This window comes from Hahella sp. CR1, assembly GCF_029813005.1.
Lineage (GTDB): Bacteria > Pseudomonadota > Gammaproteobacteria > Pseudomonadales > Oleiphilaceae > Hahella.
The window spans coordinates 41,307-56,438 of record NZ_JAPELK010000023.1 but is presented as its reverse complement, the minus strand read 5'-3'; the positions used below and the strand labels follow the sequence as shown (position 1 = coordinate 56,438).

Annotated in this window: 13 protein-coding genes and 1 pseudogene; 5 read left to right on the top strand and 9 right to left on the bottom strand. The window is 55.7% G+C overall.

Annotation, left to right across the window (positions count from 1 at the left end; all coding sequences use genetic code 11):
- The 3 genes and pseudogenes from ONV78_RS30605 to ONV78_RS30595 all read right to left on the bottom strand — a co-directional run.
- Positions 1-429, bottom strand: a pseudogene (locus tag ONV78_RS30605) (RHS repeat protein); the annotation flags it as partial.
- A gap of 230 nt (positions 430-659) precedes the next feature.
- Positions 660-1,205 carry a hypothetical protein gene (locus tag ONV78_RS30600; protein ID WP_216738995.1) on the bottom strand — a complete coding sequence of 182 codons (546 nt, stop codon included), beginning with the start codon at positions 1,203-1,205 and terminating at the stop codon, positions 660-662.
- Positions 1,206-1,252: 47 nt separating this feature from the next.
- Entirely contained in the window at positions 1,253-2,155 is a 903-nt protein-coding gene (locus tag ONV78_RS30595; protein ID WP_216738996.1) for a GGDEF domain-containing protein, read from the bottom strand.
- 219 nt (positions 2,156-2,374) lie between these two features.
- Between ONV78_RS30595 and ONV78_RS30590 the strand changes: the two genes are divergently transcribed.
- Positions 2,375-2,902 carry a GNAT family N-acetyltransferase gene (locus tag ONV78_RS30590; protein ID WP_279508387.1) on the top strand — a complete coding sequence of 176 codons (528 nt, stop codon included), beginning with the start codon at positions 2,375-2,377 and terminating at the stop codon, positions 2,900-2,902.
- A 17-nt stretch (positions 2,903-2,919) separates the two neighbouring features.
- On the top strand, positions 2,920-3,141 hold the full coding sequence (locus ONV78_RS30585) for a hypothetical protein (RefSeq protein WP_216738998.1): 222 nt from the start codon (positions 2,920-2,922) through the stop codon (positions 3,139-3,141).
- Positions 3,142-3,292: 151 nt separating this feature from the next.
- Here the strand turns inward: ONV78_RS30585 and malK are convergent, their stop codons facing one another.
- The 3 genes from malK to malT form a co-directional block, all read right to left on the bottom strand.
- Positions 3,293-4,408, bottom strand: coding sequence for a maltose/maltodextrin ABC transporter ATP-binding protein MalK (gene malK, locus ONV78_RS30580; protein ID WP_279508386.1), 1,116 nt, complete (start codon positions 4,406-4,408; stop codon positions 3,293-3,295).
- A 34-nt stretch (positions 4,409-4,442) separates the two neighbouring features.
- Positions 4,443-6,065 (bottom strand): alpha-glucosidase family protein, encoded by a 1,623-nt coding sequence (locus ONV78_RS30575; protein ID WP_279508383.1) that lies wholly within the window; start codon positions 6,063-6,065, stop codon positions 4,443-4,445.
- A 200-nt stretch (positions 6,066-6,265) separates the two neighbouring features.
- Positions 6,266-9,022, bottom strand: coding sequence for an HTH-type transcriptional regulator MalT (gene malT, locus ONV78_RS30570; RefSeq protein WP_279508382.1), 2,757 nt, complete (start codon positions 9,020-9,022; stop codon positions 6,266-6,268).
- A 468-nt stretch (positions 9,023-9,490) separates the two neighbouring features.
- Here malT and ONV78_RS30565 point away from each other — a divergent pair, with 468 nt between their 5' ends.
- The gene (locus tag ONV78_RS30565) at positions 9,491-10,453 is read left to right on the top strand and encodes a DMT family transporter (RefSeq protein ID WP_279508389.1); all 963 of its coding nucleotides are present in this window, start codon (positions 9,491-9,493) and stop codon (positions 10,451-10,453) included.
- On the opposite strand, the gene ONV78_RS30560 is transcribed toward ONV78_RS30565, so the two are convergent.
- Positions 10,400-11,728, bottom strand: coding sequence for a DASS family sodium-coupled anion symporter (locus ONV78_RS30560; protein ID WP_279508381.1), 1,329 nt, complete (start codon positions 11,726-11,728; stop codon positions 10,400-10,402). The genes ONV78_RS30565 and ONV78_RS30560 overlap by 54 nt on opposite strands.
- A gap of 117 nt (positions 11,729-11,845) precedes the next feature.
- On the opposite strand from ONV78_RS30560, the gene ONV78_RS30555 reads away from it, so the two are divergent.
- On the top strand, positions 11,846-12,349 hold the full coding sequence (locus tag ONV78_RS30555; RefSeq protein ID WP_279508380.1) for a GNAT family N-acetyltransferase: 504 nt from the start codon (positions 11,846-11,848) through the stop codon (positions 12,347-12,349).
- Between the two features lie 9 nt (positions 12,350-12,358).
- Here the strand turns inward: ONV78_RS30555 and ONV78_RS30550 are convergent, their stop codons facing one another.
- Positions 12,359-13,318, bottom strand: coding sequence for an AEC family transporter (locus ONV78_RS30550; protein WP_279508379.1), 960 nt, complete (start codon positions 13,316-13,318; stop codon positions 12,359-12,361).
- Positions 13,319-13,485: 167 nt separating this feature from the next.
- Positions 13,486-13,875, bottom strand: a complete 390-nt coding sequence (locus tag ONV78_RS30545; RefSeq protein WP_279508378.1) for a DUF3461 family protein — start codon at positions 13,873-13,875, stop codon at positions 13,486-13,488.
- 280 nt (positions 13,876-14,155) lie between these two features.
- Between ONV78_RS30545 and ONV78_RS30540 the strand changes: the two genes are divergently transcribed.
- Positions 14,156-15,061, top strand: coding sequence for an alpha/beta hydrolase (locus tag ONV78_RS30540; protein ID WP_216738916.1), 906 nt, complete (start codon positions 14,156-14,158; stop codon positions 15,059-15,061).
- The last annotated feature ends 71 nt before the right edge of the window (positions 15,062-15,132 follow it).

Below are 15,132 nucleotides of genomic sequence, written 5' to 3'. Positions count from 1 at the left end.
CGTCCCCGCCGGACGTTTCGGCGACGGCGTTTTCACCGGCTTCAGGCGATTCAACAACTGGGTGGCGGCGTGGGTGTTGGACTGCCCCGGCGTCAACTTCTTGTTCTTCTCAACGATCAACGGATGGAAAGGCTTTTCGCTTGCATCCACCACCAGCAACACATTGCCATGGCGCGCTTCGCGAATCAGGGTGTTGCGCCAGGTATTGAACGTCGCCGCGGTGCGGCCGGGAAACTTGTTGGAGGTGGACTGAAAATGACTTCCCTGCAGCGAAGCAATAAAGGCGTCGAAATCTTTGCCGCGCCCGTCTCCGTCGCTCAGACATTTCTCGATATAACCGATGGCGGTGGTGGGCGACTCAATGCGCGTCAGCTCATCGGCGACGATATCCAAGTGATGTTTGACTTGGAAGCGACGGGGGTAATGCATCAGGAAACATCCCTTGTTAAAGGCCGCTTCTGGACGCATGAAGACTCAGGTAAACCGGGGGGGGGGGGAACCTGAGTTGCTGTAAGAAGAGGCCGGGTTACAAACAGAAATAATGCTGGCGTTATTGTATTTGTGTCTGTTTTTTGATCAATCGTCCTTTGGGACTAACGCCAGTCATGAAAAAGGAGTAAGTGAAAGTCGCGCTGTAGAGAAGGGGGCGGTTTACGTGTTTAAAACAGATCGATTTCTCCGTCATCTTCGTTTTGTTTAGCCATCTCATCCAGATAGTTGGCTTTGAAGTGGGCCAGAGCGGTTTCAATGGCGACGCCATTGAGGATCATATCGAACATTTCTCTCTCGCAGGCCATGGTGTAGCGACCTTTGAGTTCCTGTTGCAGGTTCTTCCATTCTTCCGGTTTGTCCAGACGTTCGCGCGCCTGCAAGAGTCCGCCCAGTTCGCCGAGGCTTTCCTTTACGTGGCAAAGGCGTTGCGCCAAGCGGTCGAAAAACTGGAAGTCGACCACGGCGTTATGGACGTCTTTCTTTAATCCGTCCAATTGCAATTTCAGTTCATGGGCTTGTGTAGATGGGTCTGGGGCGGAGTTGACGGTTTCCACGATGGTCGTGAAGGACTGAGTCAAACGGCCGAAAGATTTCTCGCTTTCCAGAATGGAGGCTTCGATCTGCGCCACCGCCAGCGTAAGCATGGTGATGGTTTCGTTGATGTGCAGCCATTGCTCTTCGCTTAGCTCCAAAGGGGTTTCTGCCTTGCTCATCCGTTTGCCTCTATTGTTTGTTCTGATCTTACGCCCTGTTTCGCCTGTCAGATTTCCACAATCGTGACCCGGTCGCCCTGAGCGCCGGCTTTGATCAGGCCCTGGCGGGCGCGGTTGAGAACGCTTTCCGGGCGTTCATCCAACAACTGGTTCTGGGTAATGCCGATACTGACTGTAAACGGCGGCCGGATGCTGGGGTGGCGGTCCACCAGCGCCGCCAGCTTGCTACGCAGTCGCTCTGCGGCAAGGCCCGCCTGACGCAGATCCGTTTCCGGCATCAATACGGCGAATTCGTTTTCTCCGATGCGTCCGAGCGTGTCCTCGCGACGGAATACCGCTTTGCAGGTCGCGCCGATGAGCGCCAGCATTTGCTGGCTTTGCTCCGAATCTCGGGCATGGGAGGCGTTGAACTGGTCCACCTGAAAAGTGAGTAGCGAGAACAGCGAATGATGTCGATAGGCGCGGCGCCATTCTTTGTCCAGCCCATCAAGGAAATGGTCCTTGTTGGCGAGCAAGGTGGTTTCGTCTTTACCGGCGGCTTTGGAGAAGTGCTCCTCCAGTTTCACGTACGCGCTGATATCCCGTTGGATTGCAGCGAAATGGCTGACCGCGCCGCTTTTATCCAACAGCGGCATGATGCTGATTTCGATCCAGTATTGGCTGCCGTCTTTGCGATAGTTCAGCAGCCGGCAACGCACTTGAGACTTTTCCTGCAAGGCGCGACGAATGCGTCGGCAGGCGCTTGCATCGGTTAATGGTCCTTGCAGCATTCTGGGAGTGGCGCCGAGAAGTTCATCTCTGGAGTAACCGGACAAGTCCTCCATGGCGCTGTTGACGTAAACGATTTCCGGACCAGGATCGTCCAAGGGCGAGGCTTTGGTGACCAAGACGCCGTCAGCGGCGTTTTCCACAATGTCTTGAAAACCGAACTCTTGTTCCAGTGCGTTCATTGCTGTCCCAATTGCAGGTGTTCCACTTTTAAGTCTAGTTAAATCTGTCTGTCATCACTCATTTTTAGAAAATATGTTTATAAATCAATTTGTTGATATATCTATAATAAATAACTGACTTAACCCAGGATGCATATAATTAATTAACTTCATTCAAGTGTAGTAGAAAGCTGAATAAAGCCATTATCTGCACGGACTCTATGGAAAGACGCGAAACCTATGCAAAGTATTGAGATTAAAGCGCCGCTCACGCTGACGACGGAGCGCTTAAGGTTGCGCCAGTTTACGGAAGCGGATTTGCCGGATTACGCCAAGATGCTGGCTGACGACGAAGTGATGCGGTACATGGCGAACGGCCAGGGGTATGATTTGGACGCAGCCTGGAAAAGCCTCGCGCTGATGCTCGGCCATTGGCGTCTGCGGGGATATGGTTTGTGGGCGTTGGAGGAGATTGAGAGCGGGCGTCTGCTGGGGCGTGCGGGACTCTATTATCCGCAGGGATGGCCAGGTATGGAAATCGGTTGGCTATTGCGTCGCGCATCCTGGGGGCAGGGCTATGCCTATGAGGCAGCGCAAGCAATCAGGGATGTGGCGTTTTCGCACGTGGGCGTATCCTCTCTGGTCAGCCTGATCCATCCCCTGAACGCCCGCTCGCGGCGTCTGGCGGAAAAGCTGGGAGGGAAAGCCAGTAAAACCCTGGAGATTCAGCAGAAGCAGGTTCTGCTTTACAGCATTCCAAAATCCTGATTTGGGTAGGAGTCGATATGTCGAGAAAGACAGGACAAAGTAAGCCGCCTCCATTAGTGAAAGCGGGCTGTGGCGTCCGTTTCGATCCAGAGCAGTTGGACGAAGACACGGGATTTGATTTTTCCGGCGCCGCCGACTTATTAAAGGAAGAGAAGGCCCAGCAGGAAAGCGATGAGCGTGAACAGGAAACACTGGCGGCAGACGAAAAAAAACCCGGCGAAGGCCGGGCAAAGCGCTGAGTAAACACTCAGGGTCGAGGTGCTTACATAGACGGAGTGAGCGATACAGGAATCGCTTGATCCGTCTTATCACTGCGGTCGCAGTAATCCTTTAACGCCGCTGAACTGGCGCCAGCAGCGGGCAATCTCCAGCTTCTATTCCGGCGTTGGCTTACAGCTCTACGCCAGGCTCCACATAAAGACGCGGGCAGGCGCTGCCGTCTTCTTTGAACAGATGACAGTTATGCGCCTTGAGGCCCAAAGCAATCGGGTGATTTTCCCGTACCGGATTGGCGCCGGGCGTACGCAAGGTCAGGGTGCTGTCGAATCCTTCTACGTCGGCGTGCACCAGGGTTTGATAGCCGAGTCTTTCAACCACATTCACCACGCCGTTGAGGATGACTTCGCCTTCTTCCGCGCTGACGAAATGCTCCGGACGAATGCCCAGGGTCGCCTTATCGCCGGTTTTCAGCCCCGCGCCATTAACTGGAACGATCAGATCGATGGCTCCTGGCAGAGAGACTTTGACAGACTGAGCGCTGGCTTCCAGCACCGCGCAGGTGACGAAGTTCATCTTGGGAGAACCGATGAAGCCGGCGACGAATTTGTTGGACGGATAGTGGTAAAGCTCCAGCGGCTTGCCCACTTGAGCAATGCGTCCGTGATCCAGCGCGACGATTTTGTCCGCCATGGTCATGGCTTCCACCTGGTCGTGAGTGACGTAGATCATGGTGCTCTGCAAGCGCTTGTGCAGCTTGGATATCTCGATACGCATCTGTACGCGCAGAGCGGCGTCGAGGTTGGACAAAGGCTCGTCGAACAGGAACACCTTGGGCTCGCGCACCATGGTCCGGCCAATGGCCACCCGCTGACGTTGTCCGCCAGACAAGTCTTTCGGCTTGCGTTGCAGCAGGTGCTCCAATTGCAGAATGCGCGCGGCGTTTTCCACTCGCTTGTCGATCTCGGCTTTGGCGGTTTTCGCCAGCTTCAAACCGAACGCCATGTTTTCCGCCACGTTCATGTGGGGGTACAGGGCGTAGGACTGGAACACCATGCCGACTTCGCGCTGCATGGGCGCCTTTTCGTTCATGCGCTCCTCGCCGATGAACAGGTCGCCGGAGGTGATTTCCTCCAAGCCTGCGATCATACGCAGCAAGGTGGATTTACCGCAGCCGGACGGGCCGACGAAGACGACGAATTCGCCGTCTTCAATATCCAGGTTGATGTCTTTGGATATTTCTACCGTGTCATAACTTTTGCAGACATTTCTTAGCGTTACGCTGGCCATGGCTGGACCCTCTTAACTTGATTGCCGGCGTTGCTTACGCCAGCTGACAAATACCGATTCCGTATGCAGGAAGGTGCACGCAGGCGTCGCTCCATTCCGCATTGAGAACGCTGAGATCGCTCACCACCGTTTTGGCGCCGGCGGGCAGTTCGATATCCACGCTTTGCGCCGACAGGTTCAGCGCCACCAACATGCGTTCGCCGTTCAGGCTGCGCTCATACACGAGGGTATCCTGTGGGCTTGGCAGGAAGCGGATGTCGCCTTTCTGCAGAAGCGGTTGCGCCTTGCGCCAGAGCAGGAATTCCCGATAGGTATGCAGCAGGGAATCTTCCGCATCCTCCTGTTCCGCCACGGCGGCGGATACATGCTCTGGATAGACCGGCAGCCAGGGCTTTCCAGTCGTGAAGCCGGCATGCTCCTGCTCCGCTTTCCAGGGCATCGGCGTGCGGCAGCCATCGCGGCCTTTGTATTCCGGCCAGAAGGCGATGCCGTAGGGATCGACCAGATCTTCGTATTCCAGCTCCGCTTCCACTAGACCGAGTTCTTCACCCTGATAGAGGCAGACGCTGCCGCGCAGAGTCAGCAGCATCGTCATGAAGACTTTGTTCAACGCCAGCGGCGCTTCCTGTCCGCACCAGCGCGTGGCGACGCGGGCGACATCGTGGTTGCCGATCGCCCAGCAAGGCCAGCCGTCCACCAGTTTTGACTCGATGGTTTCTACAGTCTTGCGCAGAAACTTGGCGTCGCACTGTTCGGTCAGGAAATCGAAGGAGTACGCCATGTGCAGCTTGTCGCCGTCGGAGGTGTAAGCGGCCATGGTGTCCAGGGAGTTGTCGTCGCCGATTTCGCCCACGGTGGTTGTACCCGGGTATTTCTCTAACAGGACGCGCACCCGTTGCAGGAACGGCAGGTTCTCCGGCTGTGTCTTGTCGTAAAGATGACGCTGATAGGCGTAGGGGTTTTCTTTACGCACGCCGATAGAGCCTTCCGCCACTTCGGTATTGGCGGGGTTATCCCGCAGCAGCTTGTCGTGGTAGCAGAAGTTGATGGCGTCGAGACGGAAGCCGTCTACGCCTCTTTGCAGCCAGAACTCGACATCGCTGAGCACTTGTTCAACCACGTCAGGATTGTGGAAGTTCAGGTCAGGCTGGCTGGTCAGGAAGTTGTGCAGATAGTACTGACGACGACGGCTGTCCCACGCCCAGGCGGAACCGCCAAAGACAGACACCCAGTTATTCGGCGGCGTGCCATCGGGTTTCGCCTCCGCCCACACATACCAGTCCGCTTTCGCATTGTCGCGACTGCTGCGGCTTTCCTTGAACCAGGCGTGCTGGTCGGAAGTGTGGCTGAGCACTTGGTCAATGATGATTTTCAGGCCGCGCTTGTGCGCTTCCGCCACCATCGTCTCGAAATCTTCCAGGGTTCCAAAAATAGGATCGACGTTGCGATAGTCGGAAACGTCGTAACCGAAATCCTTCATGGGGGAAGTGAAGAAAGGAGACAGCCAGATGGCGTCCACTCCCAGACTGGCGACATAGTCCAGCTTTGCGGTGACGCCCGGCAGGTCGCCGATGCCGTCGCCGTTGGAATCAAAAAAACTACGGGGATAAATTTGGTAGATGACTGCGCCGCGCCACCAATCACGATCAACCTGCATGTCGCCTCTCTTAACAACTCCAAACCAGGTAACGCACTTGCACCCACAGAAAAGTGGAAGACGTTGTTATTTTTACAGTTATGGAGATGGTGCCTGCGGCGAACCGGGCGAACATCCTCCCTCCCTCTTTTTTCTTGGCGTAGTAGTGGGGATGAGGGGGGAGGAGGAGGCGGAGGGTGGGTATGAGGGGGGAGCGGCGCTCACTCCCCCTGTATCTTACTCAGCAGATCCCGCGCCAGATTGATGGCTTCGGAGCGGTGGGTGATGTTCTGTTTTTGGTAGAGGCTGCGGATGTGGGTTTTCACGGTGGTGGGCGCCACTTTCATGTGCTCGGCGATCTGGTCGTTGGACAGACCTGCATGGATAAGGCTGAGCACTTGCCACTCCCGGCGGGTGAGGGGCGAGGTGCGAATGAGTTCCGGCACGTCAGGGCGGTCGATAATATCCTGGATGATGGCTTCATCCAGTGAAATGCGAATCGCGCGGCTGAAATCCCGTTGTTGTTGCGCCAGTTGGATCAGGCGTTCCGCCCGCTGTTTTTCCATCTCATCCAACTGCTCTTCGCTGATCAAGGCTTTGAGAATGTTGATCAGCACCTTGCCGATGCGCAGGAAACTGCCCACCGCGCCGGTGGTGCTGGCGAGTTTGAGCGCAATGGCCATGTGGCGCAGGGCGTCTTCACGTTGCTCGTTGAGCCAGTAAAGCTGCGATAGATGGATATGGTTGCGGTTGATATCGGTTTTCAGGCCAAACTGTTCCGCCATGCTTTGGATGCCTTCCAACAGCGGCAGCGCCTTGTCGAAATCTCCCAGACTGACGTAGGCCCGCGCCCAGTTGCGGATATTGCACTGGGTAAAGTGGTTGGTGGCCTGCTCTGGCGTGGGCTCCGGCGCCGCGGTCAGCCAGCGTTGAATGGATTCTTTATCGCGCACCGCGTCCCAATAAGACAGCATGGCGGCGTGCGCGTTGGCGGTCCAGTCGATATGGTATTCGCCGGAGGCCAGCATCTTGTGAATCTTCTGCACATAGTCCGCGCACAGCGACTGACGTCCCCGCGCCTGGGCGATCTTCGCCAGCATCACGTAGCTTTGGATGAACCAGCGTTCTCCCTGGCTTTCCAGAATCTCGATGCCTTTTAGTGCGCATCGCTCCGCGCTTTCCAGATGGTGCCACTCCCACATGATCTGACTGCGTATGCGGTACAGGAACTCCAGAATGGGCAGACGCTCCAGGCTGTGGTCTTCCGCATATTGCAGCGCCTTCTCCTGGATGTTGTAGGCTTTTTGCAGATAGCCCTGGGCGACGCTGATCTCTGATTGCTGGCACAAAGCCCAAATCACGTTCTGGTGCGCATGTTCCGCCAACGCCAGTTGTTCGGTGTCCTGCATGCGGTTAATGGCTTCCTTGAGGTGGCCCTGCACGAATAAGGATTCGCCAATAACCGAAGACGCCGCGGTGCGAGAGGTGGGCAGATACACCGGATCATGGGCCAGCGCAGATTTTGCGAAGGTTTGCGCCCGTTCTGCGTCTCCGACGTTCATGGCCACCTGGGCGCGCACGGCGTTGAATTCGCCGGTGATGGCTTCCCACTCTTCTTCGCTGCAGTGGGTTTTCAAATGCTGCTCCGCCGCTTTCAGCCAGGACTCCACTTCAGACCACTGGTACTGGCCCTGCGCCACCCAGGCGCGCAGCAGAGTGAGAATAGGGTGATCGGCGATGACTTCTTTATTCAGCGCGTCGAAACAGCGTTGCAGCAGATTGAACTGCCCTTCGGTGAAAAAGTCGCGGCCGCAACTGAGCAGGATATCCTTGATGCGTTGCTGGTCTTTGGCCAGCACTGCGTGACGGGCGGCGTCTTCAAAAAAGCCCATTTCACGCCAGGCGTCGCTGGCGCGTTGGTGAAGACGTGCGGTTTCATCCGGCAGCACGCAGGCTTGCATATGTCGCAAGTAGGCGGCGAATAGTGGATGGTAGCGGAACCACAGGCCGCTGCTGTCCAACGGCACGATGAACAGCCCCAGGTTCAACAGCGAGTTCAGAAGGAACTGGCCGTCCTGTTGTTGCGCCAGACGCATCACCATCAAGGCATTGAAGCGTTCCAGCACGCTGGTGCGCAGCAGGAACAGGCGCTGCTCGTTGTCGATACTGGTGCGGGTAAGCTCGTCAAAGTAATCGAATATATAGTGATTGCCGCTGTGCAACTGCTCTACGTATTCGTTGAATTCGACGCCAGTAGAAGCGGTCGCCGCCAGCAGTTGCAAGGCTGACACCCAGCCTTCGACCCGGCGGTTGGCGCGCTCGATACTCTCTCGGGATACTTCAAATCTCAGGCGCTGCTCAAAATACACCTGAGCTTCGTCGGCGCTGAAAGAAAGGTCCTTGGCGGTGATTTCCAGCATCCGCCCCTGCATGCGAAGCTGCGCGACCCCGATGGGCGGTGTGGTGCGGGATAACAGCACTAACGTAATGTAGGGAGGCAGGTGTCGGAGAAGAAACGTCACGCCGCTATGGATCTCTGTATTGGTGATCAGGTGATAATCATCCAGCACCACAAGCAGCGGATCGCCTTCCAAGGGTAACTCAGACAGCAGGTCAGTGAGGAACGTCTGCAAGGTCGGGTAACCTTGTTGGTTTAACGTGCGCAGGGTTTCCGGACAGGCGCCTTGGGTAGCTTCGTTCAATGAGTGAGCGACATAAAAGGCGAACTGCTCGCTCAGGTTGTCCTGAGCGTCGAGACGGAACCAGGCGGCGTTGGCGCCCAGTGCGTTCAGTCGATCGTCGATCATCGTGGTTTTGCCGTAACCAGCGGGCGCCTGCACCAGGATCAGGTTGATCGGATCGATCTCATGCAGCAGGTCGTCGAACTTCTCCCGCTCCAACAGACGCGCAGGCCTGGGCGGAGGCATTATCTTGGCTTTTATCAAGGTTAAAGACTCGGGCTTTATTGTAGTTGTCATCGGCGACCCTAATTATGTTTCAGCGCTAATGTCGTCCATTATTGGCCGGTTCATACGCCGGTCATGAATTTGTGATTATATGGAGCCGTGGCTCCCTGGACGCAGTTACATCAGACTTTAGCAAATATCGCTTTGGAAAGTCAGCGTCCATTCACCGTATACGCCCTGACGGCGGGCGCTTATGTGGTTATTGCGTATTGCTGGTATGGGGCTGGAAGACCACCATACGCGGATGTATACGACAGTGCGTTTTCATTATTTCACTTTGCCCGCAATGTCTTGCGCGTCCATTCTGCGATGTGCGCATGCGGCAGCGGTGAAATAGCGGGATCGTAACAGTTCTTGATGCCGCAGCGGTTCTTCCCCTGCGGCTTTTTTTTGCCCTGAGGGCCCGATCTAAAGTTCCCCGACTGCGATAAATCTGTGACGACGAGCGGCTGTGTTTAAGGAAAGGCGCGGAGGTTGGCGGTGGTTATTCTTGCTTATGCGATGGTGATATTAGTCTGGTCCACGACGCCGCTGGGAGTCGTCTGGAGCAGTCAGTCCTTTCATCCGACGGTGGCGGTAGGTTTGCGTATGACGATCGCGGCGATCGTCACTGGCGTGGTTATCCGTCTGTATCGCATTCCAATGCACTGGGACAGGGACTCCCTCTATAGCTATCTGTGCGGAACCATGGGCGTCTTTGGCGCGATGATGCTGACCTATTTCGCTTCGAAAACCGTTCCCTCCGGATTGATCTCCGTGATGTATGGTCTGTCGCCGATAATGTCCGGCCTGCTTGGCGTGTATCTGCTGGACGGAGCGCGCTTTCAGAAAAGCCAGTGGCTAGCCCTGGGGCTGGCTATTAGCGGATTGGCGACAGTATTTGGCAAGGATCTGCATGCTTCAGGCGCTATCGCATTTGGTTTGCTGCTGGTGTTGGGCGCCGTGGCGTTGTTCAGTCTTAGCGGCGTGTTGTTGAAGAAACAGAAAGCGACGCCGCATCCACTGGCGCTGACCTTCGGCTCGATTCTGCTGGCCTTACCCGGTTACTTTGTTCTGTGGGCGTTGATGGACGGGGAAATACCCCAGATTACCCTGAACGATCGTGGTCTGTGGGCGGTGGTTTACCTGGCCCTGGTAGGCTCCGTATTGGGTTTCTTCGCTTACTACTATGTTTTGCAGAAACTGCAGCCGTCCACGGTGGCCATGGCTACGTTGGTCACGCCAGTTCTGGCGTTGCTGTTGGGCGTTACGCTGAATGATGAGACGATCCATCCCACAGTGCTGCTGGGCGGCTGCCTCATTCTGCTGGGGCTGGCGTTGTACTTTGATCTGCCGCGCAAGGCGCTGCGTTGGCTGCGGCCGATCAGCACGCCCGCATTGGTTATTCCGTTAGGCGAAGAAGAAAATAAACGCACTGACCAGCAGAGCGCAGGCGAGGTTTAAATAGAAGCCTATCCTGACCATCGTTTTCTGGGGCACAAGCCCAGTCCCGTGAACGATGGCGTTGGGTGGCGTCGCCACCGGCAACATGAAGGCGCAGGAGGCGGCGATACCGATGGTCAGCGCAGTTTGTTCGGGGCTCAGCTGCCCCGTCGGCAAAGCCAGAAAGATCGGAACCAGTAAAGCGGCGGTGGCGGTATTGCTGGACAGCTCGGTCAGGAATATCACAAAGGCGGTGATGGTCAGCAGCAACAGATAGGCGGGCCAGGCGGCCACCAGCGCCGCCAGGGATTCTCCCAGTAATTGACTGGCGCCTGAACTCTTCAACACCACACTTAAGGTCAAACCTCCTCCAAATAGCAGCAGCACTCCCCAGTCTGTGGTGGCGCTGACGTCTTTCCAGGCAACGACTTTGCTGACGGTCAGCGCGACCAGCGCCAATATAGCGATCCAGCTATCCAGGTCTTTTTCTATTCCCAGCAGTTCTCCTAAAGGCTTGCTGAAGAGCCACATCGCAACCGTGGCGCTGAATATGCCCAGTAGAATCAAACGCTCACGGGTCCAGGTAAAGTCGGAGCGTGTCCCTGTCTGGGCGTGACCGCTAAGATCCGGTCGCAGCGCTTTGTAGAGAATGAAAAGCATCACCGGCCACAGCATCAGCGTCACGGGCAAACCCAGTTGAATCCAGTCGCTGAAGGACATACCCAACTGCGCGGCGACAATGGCGTTGGGCGGACTGCCCACCAAGGTGGCGACGCCGCCGATGCTGGCGGAATACGCCACCGCCAGTAGCGCGAATACGCGAGGATTATCCGGGCGATCATTTTCCTGGCTGAGCAGGCCCAGAACCAGAGGCATCATAATGGCGGTCGTCGCGGTGTTGCTGATCCACATGGAGAGCAGCGCGCTGAGGGCGCATAGTAAAATCAGAGCGTGACTGATTTTGCCGCGCGTGAGGCGCAGCACTTTGGCGGCGATGGCGCTGTCCACTTGCTGTTTATGCAGCGCTGAAGCCAGAGCGAAGCCGCCAAGGAACAGAAAGATAATGGGATTGGCGAATTCACTGAAGCCCTCCCTGACCGACAGTAAGCCCAACGTTACCGCCATGATGGGAATCAACAGGGCGGTGACGGTGACATGCAGCAACTCCGTCATCCACAACACGGCGGCTATCCACAGGATAGAGAGCCCATGACGGGCGTCGGCGGGAGCCTGTATCAGCGTTTCCAGGCATAGCGGCCCTGCGGCCAGGATTATCCCAATCAATTTCAATCGCATATTCGCTCAGCCATGGCTTTCCTTAACGCCGAGGTCTTGGTTGATGTAACGCTAAAAATGGGGTAATTATCGGTTTCTCATAGAGAAATTGACTTGATACAACGCAAAAGGACGCCAATGACCTCGAACGCTTCTCAGTTTAGCCTACGATCCATCACCGCTGCGGATAACTCGCAAATGGCGGAGGTCATCCGTCAGGTCTCCGCCGAATACGGGCTTACGCCTGAGCGAGGATTTGCTGTCGGAGACCCCAGTGTAGACGCCATGTATGAAACCTATGCAACCGCTGGCGCCGCCTATTGGGTGGTGGAGTATGAAGGGCGCATCGTCGGCGGCGGTGGCGTGGCGCCGTTGGCGGGAGGAGACGGCTCGGTGGCGGAACTACAGAAAATGTACTTCCTGCCGGTCTGCCGTGGGCAAGGCCTGGGGTACAAAATCGTGCTCATGGCGCAAAAGTTCGCCAGGGACCAGGGGTTCAAGCAGTGCTATCTGGAAACGACAGCCGCGTTGAAAGAGGCTATCGCTTTATACGAACGCCTGGGCTTCGAACTGCTGACCGACCCCATGGGAGATACCGGTCATCAAGTCTGTGAAGTGCGTATGATCAAAGTGCTGGACTGACTCCGCGCCTTACATCCAGCCAATCGTGTTCAGCACGGTAATGCCGATCGCCAGGGAGACGAAGGACGCCAACGTAGATAAGGCGACAATGGCGGCGGCCAACTCACTGTCCCCACCCATGGCTTTCGCCATCACGAAACTGACGGTGGCGGTCGGGCTGGCGAACATGAGAAAGAGCGAACCCAGGTAGATATCGCGTATGCCTATGGCGAACGCAATCACGATCTGCGCTACAGGCAGCCAGACCAGCTTCAGTTGCGTGGCGTGCAGCGCGAGTCGGGACGTCGCCCGCAATACTTTGCCGTTGATGGAGCCGCCGACGCAGAGCAGCGCCAGAGGCAGAGTCAGATCGGCGAAGTAACCGGCGGCTTTTTTCGCCATCTCCGGCAATGGAATCTGTAATGCCGCAAATCCAAGCGCCAGTACGATGCTGATGATGAGGGGATTGCGGACGATCTCTTTCAGCACGCCAGCCCAGGGCAGCTTGGCGTTTTGATGCTGCGAGGCGGTTAACGCCCAGACTGACAACAGGTTGTACAGCAGGGTGACGAAGCCCAGCAGCACCGACCCTATCGCCACGCCCTGCGCGCCGTAGGCGCCAGCGCATAACGCCAAACCGACGATGCCCAGATTGCCTCGAAATGCGCCCTGTACGAACACGCCCAGTTGCGTAGGTTCTGAAATATAGCGTTTGGCGATGAGCCAGACTGCAATAAAGCCAATCGTCGTGGAGACGATGGCGTAGCCCAATTGCGCCAGATTGACCACCTGCCCCAACTGTAGTTCGGCGACGTTGAGGAAGATAAGAGTAGGTAGCGCGATTTTGAATACCAGACGGGAGCCCGTCTCAATGAACGCGCCGTCAATCATGTTGCTGCGTCGCAATAAGAAGCCGAGGATGACGAGAAAGAATATCGGCAACACCACACCGGCGGCGAAAACGGCGCTTTGCAGCAACAACTCAAACATGGGCGGACTCTGGAAATTAATGGGCTTGGTTGAGGAGTTTAAGCGAGATTGCCGCAGCGTATGAATGAGATGTCAGTATGACGAGAGGGAAATATTCAATTGCTGGCGGTCAGGTTGGCCAGGCGGCTACGTTGGAAGACCGCCCGGCCGAGATCGATCGTTACGAATCAACGCGATGACAGCTTGTCCAGGTCGCGCTCGATTTCCTTGATCTTGTTGTTCACGACGCGCTCCAAGTGGCGCAGATCCTTCAGGATCTTCTCTTTTACGTCGACCTGTTCGGTTTCTTTGCAGGTGATTTTGTCCAGCTCATCCAGAACGTGCAGCAGGTTAGGCGCAATTTCAGATGTGTTTTCATAACGCTTGGTGCCGCCTGAATCCACCAGCAACTGCTTTTGCAGACGGGGGAATTTAACTTTCAGGCTTCTGTGGAAAAGGTCGCCTTTTTCCTTTTTGTAGTAGATCTTGAGGATGTCGTTCTCAGCTTCGGTGCGCAGCGTGTATTTTTCGATGCGTTGGGGATCGGCGACGCCGATATGCTTGAGATGGTCAGTCATGGGTACTCCAGATTAGTTTTAAAATTTAAACCTTAAAAGTCAGTTTAGTTAAGAAATCGGTAAGTTGTTAAAACAACGATGAAAAACTGTATTGGGGCATATCTTGAACTTTTGGTAAAAAATTGATATAGGTACAACCCGACAAAAATGTTACCAACGGTAACCTTTTTGACTTATGTCTAGTTCTGTGAGCGGCGGATGTTTTTTGTACAACTGTGTAAGTTGGTCTATAAATCAAAAGTAGGTCCATCAGTTGTAACTTGGACGGCTGTTTGCTCGTATGACTCGCATAAATATTCTGAAAGATATGATTCGTTTGGGGATGCATTTCATTCCCAACAATTTGATGGCTTATCGTCTGTGCGCCTCTCAGACCTCGTGGTTTATTCATGCTCCGCCGGGGTTCTCCAGCGAGCCTTGTGAAATTGACGGGTTACAGGCGTTATGGTTGAGCCATCGCACTGAATGCGAATCCCGCGTGGTTCTGTATCTGCATGGCGGCGGGTATGTCATTGGCTCCAATCGCACTCATCTTGAACTGGCCTGCCGCATCAGCAAGGCCGCCAAAGCGCGCACTTTGATGCTGGAATATCGGCTGGCGCCGGAGCATCCATTTCCTGCGGCGTTGCATGATGTGGTGGCGGCTTATAAACACCTTTTGGATCGGGGCGTTAAGGCCAGGCATATTGTTATTGCGGGAGATTCCGCCGGCGGCGGCCTTACCATGGCGGCGCTGCAATTCATTCGTGATATGGATTTACCGACACCTGCGGCGGCGGTGTGTATTTCGCCCTGGCTGGATCTGACCTGCCAGCTGTCGAGCAAATCTCATCGCCTGCCTCATGACCCGGTGATTTCACCGGAGCGCATACGCTTTTTTGCCCGCCATTATGCGGGAGAACACGACCCAAAATTACCTGGCATCTCGCCGTTCTTTGGCGATTTGCACGACCTGCCGCCAGTACTGATTCAGGTGGGCGGTGATGAAATTTTGCTTTCAGAATGTAAGCAGTTTCACCGGCGCGCCCGACTGCAGGGGGTGCCTTTGCAATTGCAGGTGTGGCCGCACATGTTTCATGTCTGGCATTTCGCATCCCGTCTGTTGCCGCAGGGCGGTCGCGCCATTCATGAAATCGGCGATTTCATTCGCTCGCACACCCCGCTGGGAGCGACGGCGGCGGCTTAATATTCGTCACACGGGAACAGAGTAAAAAACAATTCGCGTGGGGTAGATTCCGCTCTATAATTCTTCGCCCG

What these genes read in the sequence shown, in the direction of transcription:
- ONV78_RS30600 (WP_216738995.1), bottom strand. Translation starts at nt 1,205, where the DNA reads ATGAGCAAGGCAGAAACCCCTTTGGAGCTAAGCGAAGAGCAATGGCTG.
- ONV78_RS30595 (WP_216738996.1), bottom strand. Translation starts at nt 2,155, where the DNA reads ATGAACGCACTGGAACAAGAGTTCGGTTTTCAAGACATTGTGGAAAAC.
- ONV78_RS30590 (WP_279508387.1), top strand. Translation starts at nt 2,375, where the DNA reads ATGCAAAGTATTGAGATTAAAGCGCCGCTCACGCTGACGACGGAGCGC.
- ONV78_RS30585 (WP_216738998.1), top strand. Translation starts at nt 2,920, where the DNA reads ATGTCGAGAAAGACAGGACAAAGTAAGCCGCCTCCATTAGTGAAAGCG.
- malK (WP_279508386.1), bottom strand. Translation starts at nt 4,408, where the DNA reads ATGGCCAGCGTAACGCTAAGAAATGTCTGCAAAAGTTATGACACGGTA.
- ONV78_RS30575 (WP_279508383.1), bottom strand. Translation starts at nt 6,065, where the DNA reads ATGCAGGTTGATCGTGATTGGTGGCGCGGCGCAGTCATCTACCAAATT.
- malT (WP_279508382.1), bottom strand. Translation starts at nt 9,022, where the DNA reads ATGACAACTACAATAAAGCCCGAGTCTTTAACCTTGATAAAAGCCAAG.
- ONV78_RS30560 (WP_279508381.1), bottom strand. Translation starts at nt 11,728, where the DNA reads ATGCGATTGAAATTGATTGGGATAATCCTGGCCGCAGGGCCGCTATGC.
- ONV78_RS30555 (WP_279508380.1), top strand. Translation starts at nt 11,846, where the DNA reads ATGACCTCGAACGCTTCTCAGTTTAGCCTACGATCCATCACCGCTGCG.
- ONV78_RS30550 (WP_279508379.1), bottom strand. Translation starts at nt 13,318, where the DNA reads ATGTTTGAGTTGTTGCTGCAAAGCGCCGTTTTCGCCGCCGGTGTGGTG.
- ONV78_RS30545 (WP_279508378.1), bottom strand. Translation starts at nt 13,875, where the DNA reads ATGACTGACCATCTCAAGCATATCGGCGTCGCCGATCCCCAACGCATC.
- ONV78_RS30540 (WP_216738916.1), top strand. Translation starts at nt 14,156, where the DNA reads ATGACTCGCATAAATATTCTGAAAGATATGATTCGTTTGGGGATGCAT.